Source organism: Micromonospora sp. S4605, assembly GCF_003176715.1.
Lineage (GTDB): Bacteria > Actinomycetota > Actinomycetes > Mycobacteriales > Micromonosporaceae > Micromonospora > Micromonospora echinaurantiaca.
In genome coordinates, this window is the sequence record NZ_QGSW01000263.1 from 1 (window position 1) to 15,207 (window position 15,207).

At 74.3% G+C, this 15,207-nt stretch carries 15 protein-coding genes and 1 pseudogene; 6 read left to right on the top strand and 10 right to left on the bottom strand.

What is annotated here, in order from left to right; translation table 11 throughout:
- Positions 1 to 1,040 (bottom strand): annotated as a pseudogene (locus DLJ47_RS23765) (aldo/keto reductase); the annotation flags it as partial.
- Between the two features lie 49 nt (positions 1,041 to 1,089).
- Positions 1,090 to 1,602 (bottom strand): HIT family protein, encoded by a 513-nt coding sequence (locus DLJ47_RS23770; protein WP_199235984.1) that lies wholly within the window; start codon positions 1,600 to 1,602, stop codon positions 1,090 to 1,092.
- A 173-nt stretch (positions 1,603 to 1,775) separates the two neighbouring features.
- Here DLJ47_RS23770 and DLJ47_RS23775 point away from each other — a divergent pair, with 173 nt between their 5' ends.
- Positions 1,776 to 2,510, top strand: coding sequence for a D-Ala-D-Ala carboxypeptidase family metallohydrolase (locus tag DLJ47_RS23775; protein ID WP_109902912.1), 735 nt, complete (start codon positions 1,776 to 1,778; stop codon positions 2,508 to 2,510).
- A gap of 60 nt (positions 2,511 to 2,570) precedes the next feature.
- Here the strand turns inward: DLJ47_RS23775 and thrS are convergent, their stop codons facing one another.
- Entirely contained in the window at positions 2,571 to 4,580 is a 2,010-nt protein-coding gene (gene thrS / locus DLJ47_RS23780; protein ID WP_109902914.1) for a threonine--tRNA ligase, read from the bottom strand.
- Positions 4,581 to 5,066: 486 nt separating this feature from the next.
- Between thrS and DLJ47_RS23790 the strand changes: the two genes are divergently transcribed.
- Positions 5,067 to 6,074, top strand: coding sequence for a DUF1775 domain-containing protein (locus DLJ47_RS23790; RefSeq protein ID WP_109902934.1), 1,008 nt, complete (start codon positions 5,067 to 5,069; stop codon positions 6,072 to 6,074).
- A gap of 244 nt (positions 6,075 to 6,318) precedes the next feature.
- Here the strand turns inward: DLJ47_RS23790 and DLJ47_RS23795 are convergent, their stop codons facing one another.
- Positions 6,319 to 7,239, bottom strand: a complete 921-nt coding sequence (locus DLJ47_RS23795) for an ADP-ribosylglycohydrolase family protein (protein ID WP_109902918.1) — start codon at positions 7,237 to 7,239, stop codon at positions 6,319 to 6,321.
- 73 nt (positions 7,240 to 7,312) lie between these two features.
- On the opposite strand from DLJ47_RS23795, the gene DLJ47_RS23800 reads away from it, so the two are divergent.
- Entirely contained in the window at positions 7,313 to 8,002 is a 690-nt protein-coding gene (locus tag DLJ47_RS23800) for a response regulator transcription factor (RefSeq protein WP_088994906.1), read from the top strand.
- Positions 8,003 to 8,031: 29 nt separating this feature from the next.
- Complete coding sequence (locus DLJ47_RS23805) at positions 8,032 to 9,429, top strand: HAMP domain-containing sensor histidine kinase (RefSeq protein WP_199235983.1); 1,398 nt, start codon at positions 8,032 to 8,034, stop codon at positions 9,427 to 9,429.
- Between the two features lie 679 nt (positions 9,430 to 10,108).
- Here the strand turns inward: DLJ47_RS23805 and DLJ47_RS23810 are convergent.
- Entirely contained in the window at positions 10,109 to 11,134 is a 1,026-nt protein-coding gene (locus tag DLJ47_RS23810; protein WP_109902920.1) for an adenosine deaminase, read from the bottom strand.
- Entirely contained in the window at positions 11,131 to 11,925 is a 795-nt protein-coding gene (locus DLJ47_RS23815; RefSeq protein WP_109902922.1) for a trans-aconitate 2-methyltransferase, read from the bottom strand. The genes DLJ47_RS23810 and DLJ47_RS23815 overlap by 4 nt, the downstream gene beginning before the upstream one ends.
- Before the next feature lie 84 nt (positions 11,926 to 12,009).
- Between DLJ47_RS23815 and DLJ47_RS23820 the strand changes: the two genes are divergently transcribed.
- Together DLJ47_RS23820 and DLJ47_RS23825 are read left to right on the top strand one after the other, a co-directional pair.
- Positions 12,010 to 12,993, top strand: coding sequence for an aldo/keto reductase (locus DLJ47_RS23820; RefSeq protein WP_109902924.1), 984 nt, complete (start codon positions 12,010 to 12,012; stop codon positions 12,991 to 12,993).
- A gap of 46 nt (positions 12,994 to 13,039) precedes the next feature.
- On the top strand, positions 13,040 to 13,234 hold the full coding sequence (locus DLJ47_RS23825; protein ID WP_109902926.1) for a hypothetical protein: 195 nt from the start codon (positions 13,040 to 13,042) through the stop codon (positions 13,232 to 13,234).
- A gap of 206 nt (positions 13,235 to 13,440) precedes the next feature.
- On the opposite strand, the gene DLJ47_RS23830 is transcribed toward DLJ47_RS23825, so the two are convergent.
- The 4 genes from DLJ47_RS23830 to DLJ47_RS23845 form a co-directional block, all read right to left on the bottom strand.
- The gene (locus DLJ47_RS23830) at positions 13,441 to 13,644 is read right to left on the bottom strand and encodes a cold-shock protein (protein ID WP_007075740.1); all 204 of its coding nucleotides are present in this window, start codon (positions 13,642 to 13,644) and stop codon (positions 13,441 to 13,443) included.
- A gap of 285 nt (positions 13,645 to 13,929) precedes the next feature.
- The gene (locus DLJ47_RS23835; protein ID WP_393350764.1) at positions 13,930 to 14,190 is read right to left on the bottom strand and encodes a DUF4235 domain-containing protein; all 261 of its coding nucleotides are present in this window, start codon (positions 14,188 to 14,190) and stop codon (positions 13,930 to 13,932) included.
- A gap of 8 nt (positions 14,191 to 14,198) precedes the next feature.
- Positions 14,199 to 14,543, bottom strand: coding sequence for a DUF3618 domain-containing protein (locus DLJ47_RS23840; protein WP_109902928.1), 345 nt, complete (start codon positions 14,541 to 14,543; stop codon positions 14,199 to 14,201).
- Positions 14,540 to 14,974, bottom strand: a complete 435-nt coding sequence (locus DLJ47_RS23845; protein WP_109902930.1) for a phage holin family protein — start codon at positions 14,972 to 14,974, stop codon at positions 14,540 to 14,542. Before DLJ47_RS23845 ends, DLJ47_RS23840 begins: the two co-directional genes overlap by 4 nt.
- Positions 14,975 to 15,207 lie beyond the last annotated feature (233 nt).

Below are 15,207 nucleotides of genomic sequence, written 5' to 3' on the forward strand. Positions count from 1 at the left end.
GGGTGGGGCTGGGCCAGTAGGGCCGGGTCGGCGGAGCGCAGCGCCGCCGCGCGCAGGGCCGCGAGCTGGCGTTCCACCTCGGCGAACTGGTCCGGCGGCAGCGGCCCCCAGCGCAGCGCGCCGGCGTTCTCCTCGACCTGGGCGACCGTACGGCAGCCGGGGATCGGCACGCTCCGGCCGCTGCGGGCCCAGATCCAGCCCAACGCGCCCTGGGCCAGGGTGCGCCCGTCGCCGGTGAGCGCCGCCCGCACCGCGGTGACCCGGCGCAGCCACTCCGGGGCCGGCCGGCCGCCGCGGAACCACTCCAGCCAGCCCGGCGCGACCCCGCGCACGTCGTCGCGGGGCAGCGTGGAGCCGGCGGTGTACTTGCCGGTGAGCAGCCCCATCCCGAGCGGCCCCCGGACGACGCTGGCCAGGTCGTACTTGTCGCAGACGGCGAGCAGCTCGGGGGCGTCGCGGAGCACCGAGAGGGCGTGCTGCACGGCGGTGGCGCGCGGGGCGCCGTGGCCGAACGCGGCGGCCCGGTCGGGGCGGTCGGTGCTCCAGCCGTACCCCCGGATCAGGCCGTCGGCGACCAGGTCCTCCAGGGTGCCGACCAGCGCCTCGGCCCGGGGCACCGGCAGGTCGGCCAGGTGCAGCTGGTAGAGGTCGATCCGGTCGGTGTCCAGCCGGCGCAGCGAGTCGTGCACGGCCCGCCGCAGGTACGCCGGGGAGGCGTCCTCCCCGGTCGCCTGCCGGGTCGCCTCGTCGAAGGTGTAGCCCCACTTGGTGGCGATCACCGCCTGGTCCCGCCGGCCGGCGAGCGCGCGGCCGAGGATCCGCTCGCCGTGGCCCGCCCCGTACGTGTCGGCGGTGTCGAAGAGGGTGACGCCGAGGTCGAGCGCGCGCCGCACGGCGCGGACCGACTCCTCGTCGTCGACCGCGCCCCAGCCCAGCGGCTGGCTGCCCTCGGCCCGCGGGCCACCGATCGCCCAGCACCCCATGCCGAGGGCACTGACCTCGATGCCGCTGCGGCCCAACGTCCGCGTGCTGACTGCCATCGGCAGATCGTGCCACCCGGCGGGCCCGGACGGGTGGCACGCGGCCGATTCAGGACGGCCAGGCGCGGGCCAGCAGGTCCCGGGTGTCGCCGAGCAGTTGGGGCAGCACCTTGGTGCGGCCGATCACCGGCATGAAGTTGGCGTCGCCGCCCCAGCGCGGCACCACGTGCTGGTGCAGGTGCGCGGCGATCCCGGCCCCGGCCACCCCGCCCTGGTTCATGCCGAGGTTGAACCCGTGCGCGTTGCTGACCTTGCGGATCACCCGCATCGCGGTCTGCGTGTAGGTCGCCAGCTCGCCGGTCTCCGCCGCGTCCAGGTCGGTGTAGTCGGCGACGTGCCGGTAGGGGCAGACCAGCAGGTGGCCCGGGTTGTACGGGTAGAGGTTGAGCACCACGAAGACGTGCTCGCCCCGCGCCACCACCAGGCTCTCCTCCGGCGGTCGTCCCGGCGCCAGGCAGAACGGGCAACCGGTGGGCTTCTCGTAGCCGCCCTCTGGCCGGTCCTCGCCGGAGATGTAGGTCATCCGGTGCGGCGTCCAGAGCCGCTCCAGGCCGTCGGCCATGCCGCTGTCCGTGTGCCGTTCCGCCCCTGTCACAAGCCGATCCTACGGACCCGGCCCGGCCGGCGGCGACGCCCGCCGGTGGGATGTCCGTTCCTGCAAGTTGTTGACGAATCAAAGCGCGCCCCTGAAAATCCCATGCATTCAGATACTTCCATTTACCGATGGAGGGCTCCATGATCCGACGGCTCGGCAGGTTCTTCGCGGCGCTCGCGCTGGCCGCCGCCACCACGGTGGTCGGCGTCACCCTCACCCCCGGGGCGGCGCACGCCGACGGCTGCTACACCTGGGGACGCACGCTGTCCCAGGGGATGTCCGGCGAGGACGTCCGGCAACTCCAGATCCGCGTCTCCGGCTACCCCGGCTACGGCGCGGTGCTCGGCCTCGACGGCGCGTACGGCCCGGCCACCGCGGCGGCGGTGACCCGCTTCCAGCAGGCGTACGGCCTGAGCGCGGACGGCATCGCCGGCCCGCAGACCTTCAACAAGATCTACGCGTTGCAGGACGACGACTGCACCCCGGTCAACTTCAGCTACGCGGAATGGAACAAGTGCAACAGCACCTGGTCCGGCGGAGCGGTCTCGGCCAGCACCGCCAAGTTCAACGCGCGGGTGTCGATGTGGAAGCTCCAGGCCATGCGGCACGCCCTCGGCGACGTGCCGATCTACCTCAGCAGCGGCTTCCGCAGCTACACCTGCAACAGCGCGGTCGGCGGGGCCTCCAACAGCCGGCACCTCTACGGCGACGGCATCGACCTGACCGGGTCTCCCTCGTTCTGCCGGCTGGCGCAGCAGGCCCGCTACCACGGCTTCACCAACATCCTCGGCCCCGGCTACCCGGGTCACAACGACCACACCCACCTGGGTAACAGCCCGAGCCGGTCCTGGTCCGCGCCGACCTGTGGGATCTGACGGCTGACGATTCGTCGACGAAGGCCCCCCGCGGCGCGGGGGGCCTTCCTCACGCCAGGGTCAGGCGGCCGACGGCCCGATGTTGCTCCGCGTGGTGACCACGTCCAGCACGTGGGCGACCGCCTCGGCCATCGGCACCCCGTTGCGCTGCGAGCCGTCCCGGTAGCGGAACGAGACGGTGCCGGCCGCCACGTCGTCGTCGCCGGCGATCACCATGAACGGGATCTTCTGCTGCTGGGCGGTACGGATCTTCTTCTGCATCCGGTCGTCGCCGGTGTCGACCTCGGCCCGGATCCCCTCGGCGCGCAGCGCCGCCACGAACCCGTGCAGGTAGTCGGCGTGCTCGTCGCGGATCGGGATGCCGACCACCTGCACCGGGGACAGCCAGGCCGGGAAGGCGCCGGCGTAGTGCTCGGTGAGCACCCCGACGAACCGCTCGATCGAGCCGAACTTGGCGCAGTGGATCATCACCGGCTGCTGCCGGGTGCCGTCGGCCGCCTGGTACTCCAGCCCGAAGCCCTTGGGCTGGTTGAAGTCGTACTGGATGGTCGACATCTGCCAGGTACGGCCGATCGCGTCCTTGGCCTGCACCGAGATCTTCGGGCCGTAGAAGGCCGCGCCGCCCGGGTCGGGGACGAGTTCCAGCCCGGTCTCCTTCGCGCACTGCTCCAGCACCGCGGTCGCGGTCGCCCAGTCCTCCTCCGAGCCGACGAACTTGTCCGGGCGGGACTCGTCCCGGGTCGACAGCTCCAGGTAGAAGTCGGTGATGCCGAAGTCGCGCAGCAGGCCGAGCACGAACGCCAGCAGGTGCTTGACCTCGGCCGGCGCCTGCTCCTTCGTGCAGTACGAGTGCGAGTCGTCCTGGGTGAAGCCGCGCACCCGGGTGAGCCCGTGGATGACACCCGACTTCTCGTACCGGTAGACCGATCCGAACTCGAACAGCCGCATCGGCAGCTCACGGTAGGACCGCCCGCGCGACCTGTAGATCAGGTTGTGCATCGGGCAGTTCATCGCCTTGAGGTAGTAGTCGCTGCCCTCCATCTGCATCGGAGGGAACATCGTGTCCTTGTAGTAGGGCAGGTGGCCCGAGGTGTGGAAGAGGCCTTCCTTCGAGATGTGCGGCGTCCCGACGTACTGGAAGCCCTCCTCGATGTGGCGGGCCCGGACGTAGTCCTCCATCTCCCGCTTGAGCACACCACCCTTGGGGTGGAAGACCGCCAGCCCGGAGCCGATCTCGTCGGGGAAGCTGAACAGGTCGAGGTCCGCGCCGAGCTTGCGGTGGTCCCGCCGGGCGGCCTCCTCCAGCAGCTTCAGGTACGCCTTGAGCTCGTCCCGGGTCGGCCAGGCGGTGCCGTACACCCGCTGCAGCTGGGGGTTCTTCTCCGACCCCCGCCAGTACGCGGCGGCCGAGCGCATCAGCTTGAACGCCCCGATCAGCCGGGTGCTCGGCAGGTGCGGGCCGCGGCACAGGTCCGACCAGCAGACCTTGTCCTCGTTCGCGGCCAGGTTGTCGTAGATGGTCAGCTCGCCGCCGCCGACCTCCATCACCTCGGACGAGTCCAGGCCCTCGCCCTTGACGTCGATCAGCTCCAGCTTGAACGGCTCGGCGGCCAGCTCGGCCTTCGCCTCGTCCAGGCTGCGGAAGCGCCGCCGGCGGAACCGCTGGCCGGACTTGATGATTTCCTGCATCCGCTTCTCGAGCCGGGTCAGGTCGTCCGGCTGGAACGGCTTGTCGACCGCGAAGTCGTAGTAGAAGCCGTTCTCGATCGGCGGGCCGATGCCAAGCTTGGCTTCCGGGAAGATGTCCTGCACGGCCTGGGCGAGCACGTGCGCGGTGGAGTGGCGCAGCACGTTCAGCCCGTCCGGGGAGTCCAGGCTGACCGGCTCGACCTCGGTGTCGACGGCCGGCATCCAGTCCAGGTCGTGCAGCACGCCCTGCGGATCGCGGACCACGACGATCGCCTTCGGCCCGGCGGCGGGCAGCCCGGCCGCGGCCACCGCGTCGGCCGCCGTGGTCCCGGCGGCGACGACGACGGGGTCGGCCACGGCGGGGGTACGGGGTGCGGACACGGTGACTCCTCCAGCAGACGGAACGGATGTACGCCGACACGCGGCTCCTGCCGATGCTATCGGTCGTGCGCGCCGGCACGGTCGGCGACGCCCACCGCCCGACGGTCGGTCGTCGATCCGCCCGACGCCCGACGAGTGGCGGCCGGCGGTCGGCGTGCGGCAGCAGCAGCCGGCGGTCGGGCCGCGGGTACGCCCGGGCCACCGGGCGCCGGTCGCCGCACAGGGAACGGTGGGCGGCACCCGGCGGGCGGCAGCAGCGGGCGGCGGTCGGCCGCGAGTGCGCCTGGACGGACCGGGCACCGGCCGCCGCACCGGCACCGGGCACGGGCACCGGGCACCGGGCACCGGGCACCGGGCACCGGGCACCGGGCACCGGGCACCGGGCACCGGGCACCGGGCGGTTGAACCATTTCGGCGCGGGATCCGAACTACCGGGTGTGGCTGGAAACCGGTGCCGGCCGCGTGGAGACGGATGGGGACCCGAAGATGGCGATGACACGCGGCCTGGGCCGTCGGGCCGGGGCGGTGGCCGCCCTGGCCGCGGCCGGCGTGCTGGCCTGGCCCGCCACGGCGGACGCGGCGGACGTGACGACCAACCCGACGCAGGCCCGGCAGGGCGACGCGGTGAAGCTGGAGTTCGTGGTGCCCGAGGAGCGGCCCGGCACCCGGACCGACCGGATCGAGGTCCGGCTGCCGGCCGACGCGCCGATCGCCGAGGTGTACCCGATGTCGGTCGACGGCTGGGCGCCCCGGATCGCCACCCGCCGGCTGGACCAGCCGGTGACCGACCTGCACGGCATCCGGCTCGACACGGTCACCGGCGCGGTGACCTGGACCCGGATGCCCGGATCCGGCGCCGCCCCGGCCCGGCTCACCCTCTCCATGGGGCCGCTGCCGCAGGTTGACCGGCTCACCTTCCAGGTGATCCAGACGTACGCCGACGGCACGGTGGTGCGCTGGGCCGATCCGGCCGGCGCCCACCGGGCGCCGGTGCTGGCCCTGTCCCCCGCGGCGCCCGGAGCGGTCGCCGGGCACGCCGGCCACGGAGCCCGACCGGCCGGCGGTACGGACGCCGGAGGCGCGGCGCCCGGGTCGGCGGCCGGCGGTGGCGCGCCCGCGCCGGGGGCCGGGGCGGACGACGGCGGAAACGCCGACGCGCTGCTCGCCGCCGGCCTGCTCGCCGGGCTGGGCGGCGGGGCGGCGATCGGTTGGCTGGCCAGCCGGTGGCGCCGCCGCGAGCCGGCCGCCCCGATCGACCGGTCCGTGCTCGACGAGGTGCCGGTCGCCGCAGTCGACAGCCGGGCGGTAGCGCCGCTAGGCGCCGACCCGACCCCGGAGATCCCGGCCACCGACAGCCCGACCCCGGCCGACGGCAGTCCGGCGCCGGCCGGCGACGACGGTCCGCCACCCCGACCGGCGGAGTTGCCGCAGGGCGGGGCGGAAGCGGGATCGCGGCCACCGGTCGGTGCGGTACGCGGTTCGGCCCCGATCTGAGCCGACCTGCCCAAGGCCCGGCCAGCGTCACCCACCCGCAGTCGACCTGTCCGCACGGCCGGGGGCGGCGCGCAGCAGCCGGTCTCGGCCCGGCCGGGCGGCACCGGCCGGCCGAACGGCACGGCCCCGCCGAACGGCACGGCCCCGCCGAGCGGCACGGCCCGGCGAAGCGACACCCGCCCGCGGGACGACACCCGCCCGCGGGACGACACCGGCCCGGCGGGCGGCGCTGGTGGGCGGCGGATCAGTCCAGCCAGTCCGGCAGCGGCTCGCGGGCGGCCAGCCACTCCGTCGGCACGCCACCCGGGGTGCCGACGCCGGTGTGCGCGGCCACCACCGCGCCGGCGATCGCCGCCGTGGTGTCGACGTCGCCGCCCGCCTCGACGCAGGCGCTGATCGCCGCCGGGTAGTCGTCCAGGTGCACCGCGGCCACCCAGAGCGTGAAGGCCACGGTGTCCTGGGCGGTCACCCGGGAGCCGTTGCCGAGCGCGTCGACCACCGCCGGAAGCGGCCGGCCGAGCAGGTCCACCGCGCGGCGTACGCCCCGGTGCACCTCGCTGCCCGGGTCGAGCAGCGCGGCCACCGCGGCGAGCAGCCGGTCCGGCGCCGGCCGGTACCCGTCCAACCGGGCGCGGGTGGCCAGCGCGGCGGCCACCGCCACCGCGACCGCCCCGGCGATCCCCTCCGGGTGGGCGTGGGTCACCTCCGCCGACGCCCGGGCCTGCGCGGCCGCCCGGGTAGTCGAGTCGGCGAACCACGCGCCCAGCGGGCCGACCCGCATCGCCGCGCCGTTGCCGCACGAGCCCTGCCCGTCGAAGGCGGACGCGGCCGCCACCGGCCACGGCGTGCCGGTGCGGATCAGCCGCAGGATCGTCACCGCGCCCGGCCCGTACCCCCGATAGGGCTCGCAACGCTCGGCGAAGGCCGCGGCGAGCGCGTCCCGGTCGATCCGGCCGGCGTAGGCCAGGGCGGCCACCACCGAGCAGGCCATCTCGGTGTCGTCTGTCCACGCCCAGGGCGGCGGGGGCAGCTTCCCGGCGGCCAGGTCGGCCGGGTGCCGGCCGGGGACGAAGAACTGCGAGCCGAGGGCGTCGCCGACCGAGAGACCGGCGAGGCTGTCCCGGGCGAGGGCCAGGCGGGTGTCGGAAAAGAGGGTGAAGGACATCGTTGTACCAGCTTGCCGGGTTGGCGGGAGCGCCGCAACGCGATCAACTTGCCACGGGCAGTACCGTCTTGGGGTGGCCACCGTGCTCCTGGTCGAAGATGATCACGTCGTACGCGGCGCGATGCTGCGGTCCCTCGCCGACCGGGGGCACGCCGTGCACGCCGTCGGCACCGCGCTGGACGCGCTGCGCCGGGTCGCCGCCGAGACACCCGACCTCGTCGTGCTCGACCTCGGCCTGCCCGACCTGGACGGCTCGGACGCGCTGCGGATGCTGCGCGGCATCACCGACGTGCCGATCATCATCGCCACCGCCCGGGACGACGAGCAGTCGGTGGTCCGCCTGTTGCGTGCCGGGGCCGACGACTACATGGTCAAGCCGTTCACCGGCGCGCACCTGGACGCCCGGATCACCACCGTGCTGCGCCGGGCGGGCCGGGCCAGCCGGAGCGTCCAGCCGGCCGTGCACGTCGTCGGCGGGCTCCGGGTGGACGTCGGCGAGCGCAGCGCCCACCTCGACGGTGAGCCACTGGCGCTGACCCGCAAGGAATTCGACCTGTTGGCGTATCTCGCCGCACGTCCGGGCCGGGTAGTGTCCCGCCGGGAGCTCTTGGAGGAGGTATGGCGGCAGCCATCGGTCGGCGAGGATCAGACCATCGACGTTCACCTGTACTGGCTGCGCCGCAAAATGGGCGAGTCCGCGGCGAAGCCGCGCTACCTGCGCACCGTGCGGGGGGTCGGCTTCCGGCTGGTGGCGCCGGACTGAGGATCACGCTGGCCCTGCTCACGGCCGGCATGTGCGCCCTGGCGGCGCTCGCCTTCCTGATCCCCCTCGGAGCGGTCCTCGGCGACCGCACCCAGGACGAGGCGGTGGCGGACGCCGCCCGGCGCGGCGCGCTGGTGACCGGGGCGCTCGCGGTCAGCACCGACCCGGCGGTGGTGCGCCGGGCCGTCGAGGCCAGCGGCGACGACCCGGCGACCCGGCCGGTGGTGCACGGTCTGGGCCTGGACGAGTCGGCGGGCCGGGCCCGCCCGGCGGACCTGGACCGGGCCCGGTCCGAACGCCGCTCGCTGGTCGTCGACGTGGCCGGCGGCGTGGTCCGGCTCGACCCGGTGGTGCTCGGCGACCGGACGGCCGTGGTCGAGGTGTTCGTGCCCGAGTCGGACGGCGGGCTCGGCGGACGCTGGCTGCTGCTGTTCGGGGTGGCCGCCGCGCTGGCCGGTGCGGCGGTACTGGTGGTCGACCGGGTCGCCGCGCGGGCCGTCGAGTCGGCCCAGGGTCTGGCCAGGGCGGCGCTCGCGGTGGGCGACGGCGATCTCGGCGTACGCGTCGAGCCGAGCGGGCCGCGCGAGCTGGCCGAGGCCGGGCACGCCTTCAACCGGATGGCCGACCGGCTGGTGGTCTCCCGCACCGACGAGCGGGAACTGGTGGCGGACCTGTCGCACCGGCTGCGCACCCCGCTGACCGTGCTGCGCCTGGACGCCGAGGCGCTGGAGTCCGACGACACCAGCGTGGGCACGTTCAGCGAGGCGGAGCTGGACCGCCGGCGCACCATCCGCCGGATCCGGCAGGCGATCGTCACCCTCGAGGGCGAGATCGACGTACTGATCAAGACCACCCGCAAGGCGGTCACCCACGAGACCGGGCCGGCCATGTGCGACGTCAGTGAGGTGGTCCGGGACCGGATGGTGTTCTGGGCGGCGCTCGCCGGCGACCAGAACCGGCCGCACCGGGTGATCGGCGCCCAGCTGCGCATCCCCGCCCCGGTGCCGCGGGCCGAGCTGGCCGCCGCGCTGGACGCGGTGATCGGCAACGTGTTCCGCTACACCCCCCAGGGCACCGCGTTCGAGGTGGCGGTCTCCCGACGGGACGGCTACGTGGCGATCCGGATCGACGACGCCGGCCCCGGCATCGCCAACCCCGACCGGGCGTTGCGCCGGGGCGCCAGCGACCAGGGCTCGACCGGCCTCGGGCTGGACATCGCCAAGCGGGTGGCGTTGCAGGCCAACGGCTCGGTGAGCATCGACCGGGCCCGGCTGGGCGGAGCCAGCGTGGTGATGCTGCTCGCCGATCCGGAGGCGGCGCCGCGTCAGGTCAACCGGTTCGGGCTGGTCGGCCGGATGGCCCGGGAAGCGCGGGAGCAGAAGAGCGCCGGCCGCCGCTGGCCCCGCCAGCGCCCGTCCGCTGGCTGAACGCCCGGCTACCGAATCGCCGCACGAACGCGGTCGCCGACCGCCGGGCCAGTCGGCGCGCCCCTGGCCGGACGCCGCCGGCGCTCGACGGCGGGTGCCAGGTAGCCGGCGACCGGTGGCCAACTGCGGGTGGCAGGTGGCCGGCGGTCGGTGGCAGGTGGGCGACGGCGCCCGGTGCGGCCGGGGCTTCGGCGCGGAATGAATCGTCGCCGGCCCGGGCCGGGCTCGGCCGGGGCCGGCTGTGGGCCGGCGCAAGTCTTCCTTAGGTCTCGGTTAACGGCGCCGCAGCGCCGGCCCGGGACTGCGACGATTCAGGTACGAACCCATCAGTTCCACCGGATGTTGCCCCGTGCACCCACCGCCGGTGGAGCCGTGCGCGCGGCGGGAGAAACGGTCCCCCCACACCTGCTCCCGCCGCGCGCCCACCTCTTCCCCGTTCCACTCGGCCGTCCCGCGCCATCTTTGCCGAGGAAATCGCGCTCGAACATGGATGTAGTGGCCTCCCGGCGATGGGAGGCCACTACATCATGGTTATTGCGCGATCTTGGCCGGCGTCCGGGCAAGTTTCCCGCGTCTCCCGGAGCGGGACCCGGGCGAGGTTCCTGCACGGTCCGGCCGGGACGCGGGCGCGGGTTCGGACGACCGGCGCCGCAGGCGGTGGAGGGCGCGGCGGGGCCGGTCAGTGCCGGTGGGTGGCCAGGTAGGCGTCGATCTCGGCGTTGATCCGCTGCTGTCCGGCCGGGTCGAGGAACGAGGCGGTCACCGCGTTGCGGGCCAGCGTCGCCAGCCCTTCCGGGCCGACGTCCAGCAGCCGGGCCGCGACCGCGTACTCGTCGTTGAGGGTGGTGCCGAACATCGGCGGGTCGTCGGAGTTGATGGTGACCAGCAGCCCGGCCTCGACCAGCTGCCGCAGCGGGTGCTCGTCGAGGCTGGCGACGGCCCGGGTGCGGACGTTGGATGTCGGGCAGACCTCCAGGGCGATCTGCCGCTCGGCCAGGTGGCTGAGCAGTTCCGGGTCCTGGGCGGCGGAGATGCCGTGCCCGATCCGCTCCGCGCCGAGGTCGCGCAGCGCGTCCCAGACGGTCTGCGGACCGGTGGTCTCCCCGGCATGCGGCACCGACCGCAGCCCGGCCGCGCGGGCCTGGTCGAAGTAGGGCTTGAACTGCGGCCGCGGCACGCCGATCTCGGGGCCGCCCAGGCCGAAGCTGATCAGCCCGTCCGGCTTCTCCGCCAGGCTGATCCGCAGGGTCTCCTCGGCCGCCGGCAGGCCGGCCTCGCCGGGGATGTCGAAGCACCAGCGCAGCTCGATGCCGAAGTCCGCGGCGGCCCGCTTGCGGGCGTCCTCGATCGCCTCGCAGAACGCTGGCGCCGGGATCCCCCGGTGCACGTGCGAGTAGGGCGTGACGGTCAGCTCGGCGTAGCGGACCTGCTGACGGGCCAGCTCCCGGGCCACCTCGTGGGTGAGCAGCCAGACGTCGTCCTGGTCCCGGATCAGGTCCACGACGGTGAGGTAGACCTCGATGAAGTGGGCGAAGTCGCGGAACGCGAAGTAGTCGGCCAGCGCCGCCGGGTCGGCCGGCACCGGGCTGCGCCCCTCGTGGCGGGCGGCCAGCTCGGCGACGATCCGGGGCGAGGCGGAGCCGACGTGGTGTACGTGCAGCTCCACCTTGGGCAGTCCGGCGATGAACGTGGGCAGGTCGGTCACAGGTTCTCCTCGGCACGGGCGCCGGTACGGGCCACGACGAAGACGCGGCGGAACGGGAAGTACACCTGACCCTGCCGCACCGGGTACGCCTGCGCGAGCCGTACCCCCAGCTCGGCCCGGAAGTCCGCCCACCCGGCGGCGTCCAGGGCAGCCCGCACGGGCCGCAGCGCGGTCCCCTCCATCCAGGCCAGTACGGGGTGGTCCGCGTCGGCGCGGGCCGGCAGCAGGTGCACGTAGGTAGTCTCCCAGGCGTCCACCGCGCAGCCGGCACCGGTCAGCAGCCGGGCGTAGTCGACCGGGTCGTCCACCGGGGCCTCGCGCAGCAGCGGGGCCAGCTCGGCGCGCCAGGCCGGACGGCCGGCGACCTCGCGCAGCGCCCGGTGCGAGGGGGCGTCGAAGTTCCCCGGCACCTGCACCGCCAGCCAGGCCGCGGCGGGCAGTTCCCGGGCCCAGCGGGCGAGCAGCTCCTGGTGGCCGGGGACCCACTGGAGCACCGCGTTGGCCACCACCACGTCCACGTCCGGGTCGGGACGCCAGTCCCGCACGTCGGCGACGGCGAAGCCGACCGGGGCGGCCAGGTCGGCGGCCCGTTCGATCATCTCGGGCGACGAGTCCAGCCCGACCACCCGGCTGGCCGGCCAGCGGGCGGCCAGGGTGGCGGTCAGCTGGCCGGGCCCGCAGCCGAGGTCGACCACCGCACGCGGCCGGTCGGCCGCCACCCGGGCCAGCAGGTCGTGGAAGGGCCGGGAGCGCTCGTCGCCGTAGCGCAGGTACGTCGTCGGATCCCACATGCCAGCCTCCCAAACCGTACGTCCGTCTTGTTGACGGTACGGGCGGTTGAGCGGGCCGGCAAGGGCCTCACTAGGCTCTCCGGTATGGAGCAGCGCACCTTCCACCGGCTGGGCCGGGACGTCGGCGTGATCGGCCTCGGCGCCTGGCAACTCGGCGCCGACTGGGGCACGGTCAGCGAGGACGACGCGATGGGCGTGCTCACCGCCGCCGTCGAGGCGGGCGTGACCTTCCTGGACACCGCCGACGTCTACGGCGACGGGCGCAGCGAGCAGCTGATCGGCCGGTTCCTGCGCGACTGCCCGGACGCCGGGCTGACCGTGGCCACCAAGATGGGCCGCCGGGTGCCGCAGACGCCGGAGGCGTACACCCTGGCCAACTTCCGCGAATGGACCGACCGGTCTCGGGCCAACCTCGGGATGGACACGCTCGACCTGGTGCAGCTGCACTGCCCGCCGACCGCCGTCTTCGCCGACGACGCGGTCTTCGACGCGCTGGACACCCTGGTCGCCGAGAAGCGGATCGCCGGCTACGGGGTCAGCGTGGAGACCTGCGACCAGGCGCTCACCGCGATCGCCCGGCCCGGCGTGGCGAGCGTGCAGATCATCCTCAACGCGTTGCGGCTCAAGCCGCTGGAGCGGGTGCTGCCGGCCGCCGCGGCCGCCGGGGTGGGCATCATCGCCCGGGTGCCGCTGGCCAGCGGGCTGCTCTCCGGCCGCTACGACGAGCACACCACCTTCGCCGCCGACGACCACCGCAGCTACAACCGGCACGGCGAGGCGTTCGACGTCGGCGAGACGTTCTCCGGGGTCGACTTCGAGCTGGGGCTGGAAGCCGTACGCCGGCTGGTGCCGCTGGTCGGCGCGGACCGCACCATGGCGCAGTTCGCGCTGCGCTGGGTCGTCGACCAGCCCGGGGTCACCGTGGTGATCCCCGGTGCCCGGGACGCCGGGCAGGCCGGGCGCAACGCCGCCGTGGCCGGCCTGGCACCGCTGTCGGCCGCCGAGCAGGCCGCCGTGCGGGAGGTCTACGACGAGCTGATCCGGCCGCAGGTGCACGACCGGTGGTGAGCACGGCGGGCACCGACCGGAACCGCGTCCGGGCAGGGGTACGGCGGTGAGGGGCTGGTTCCGGCTCACTGTCGGCCTGCTCGCCGTGGTCGTCGGCGCGGTCTGGACCGTGCAGGGCCTGGGGTACGTCGAGGACAGTGTGATGACCGACCGGCGGGTCTGGGCGGTGGCCGGCCCGGTGGTCGTCCTGGTTGGACTGGTCGTGCTCTGGTTCGGCCTGCGCGCCCGCCGCCGGCGCTGACCGGCCCGTGACCCCGGCCAGCCGCGCCGCCCACCGCGACCCGGCCAGCCGCGACCCGGCCAGCCGCGATCCGACCGGGCGCCGCACGAGCCGCCGACGCAACCGCGCCGGAGACGCGGAAAGCCCCGCATCCCTGGGGATACGGGGCTTCGTGTCGATCCGAGGGCCGGATCACCCACTGGCCGACGGGGGCCGGCCGGCGCTGCTCAGATCGGGCGGACCTGCTCAGCCTGCGGGCCCTTCTGGCCCTGGGCGATCTCGAACTCCACCCGCTGGTTCTCCTCCAGCGTGCGGTAGCCGCTGGTCTGGATGGCCGAGAAGTGGACGAACACGTCAGCACCCCCGCCGTCGACGGTGATGAAGCCGAAGCCCTTGTCAGCGTTGAACCACTTCACGGTTCCCTGCGCCATGTGTATCTCCTTCTAAAACTGGCGGCCGAGCACGCCGTGCGGCCGGTTGGCCGTTTTCGAGCAGCGGCGCCTGAGGCGGCCCCCACGAAGGAGACTTCTCTCAACCCACGCCATCTCTCAACAGCGTGGAACAGCAAACCACGTACGCAAAAACTCTGCACAGCCTACCCGACGAAATTCTCCGACATGTGACCTGACGGTTGCCGGAGATCCGCTGGGTGGGCGCTTACCGCCATGCGAAAGGCCCCCTTACCGACCGGCTCGGGGGCCCCACGCGAACTCGTCTCAGTCCGGCCAGTGGCCGGTGAGCCGGCGTACGCCGACCGCGCCGCCACGGTCCACTGCGGCCCGGACGACCGCGAAGATGGCGCCCTGCAACGCCGCCGCTGCCAGCACCTCGCCCCAGCCGCGGTCCTCATCGGTGGCGCTGGGCGCCTCGCCGTCGCCCGCGGTCAGCTTCCAGACCTGCCGGAAGATGGCGCCGGCGACGGTACCGGCGGCGAGGCCCAGCAGGACCCCGACCGGCTTGTACGCGGCCCTGTTGATGCTCCTGCTCACCGACGCCTCCCCCGGATGATCAACAACACGATCGCGGCGGCCATCGCGCCGGCCGCCAGCGCGGCGAGCGGCGCCGGGTTGCGGCGTACCGCCTGGCTCCGCTCCTGCGCCTGGGTCCGGGCGACCTGCGCCTTCTGGGCGGCCTGCCCGCGCACCCGGGCCATGGTCTGCGCCGCCTGCTCCCGCATCCGCTCCTTCGCCTGGTCGGCCGAGGACCGCAGGCGTGCCTTGACGTCGGCCTTCGCGGCCAGCGCCTCCATCGTCTCGCCCAGCTCGACCCGGGTCCGCCGGATCTCCTCGCGGAGCGCCTCGGTGTCCGGGCCCCTGCCGTTGCCGGTCATCCCCGTCCCCTGTCCTTCACCGCGGCGGCGACGGTGTCCACGTCCGCCCGGACGCTGCGCACCGTGGCCGCGGGCACCGGCGGGACCGCACGGCTGACCTGTTTCTTGCCGATCAGGGCGAGGACGCCGGCCACCAGGAACAGCGCCACCGCCACGATCAGGGCGGCGAGCCAGGCGGGCATGGCCAGGTCCAGCAGCAGGATCGCGGTGGCGACCAGGGCACCGAGACCGTAGAACGCCAGCGCCCCGCCACCGCCGAAGAGGCCGATGCCGATGCCGGCGTGCTTGCCCTTCTGGGCCAGCTCCGCCCGGGCCAGTGCCAACTCGTCGCGGACCAGCCGGGAGACCTGCTCCGCGGCCCGCTGCACCAGTTCGGCGGTGGACGGCTCGCTCCCGTTGCGGGATGTGCGGGCGTTCGCCACGTCAGCCATGCTGTCCTCCTTACATCATCACCGCGCTGTATGCCCGGAGTCGCCGCCCGTCAATCCTGGGTGCGACCGCCGGAGGGCCCGGACCACCGCGTCCCGCGAACCGGCCGGTGCCGGAACGCGGGATCAACGGCGTCGCGCAGCGTCCCCACGAATCGCCCGGTCAAACTTCCCGAGCCGGCGGGATGGACGCGCTCCGCCCAGGCGGCACCATCCAGGCCCACCCCTCCCAACGC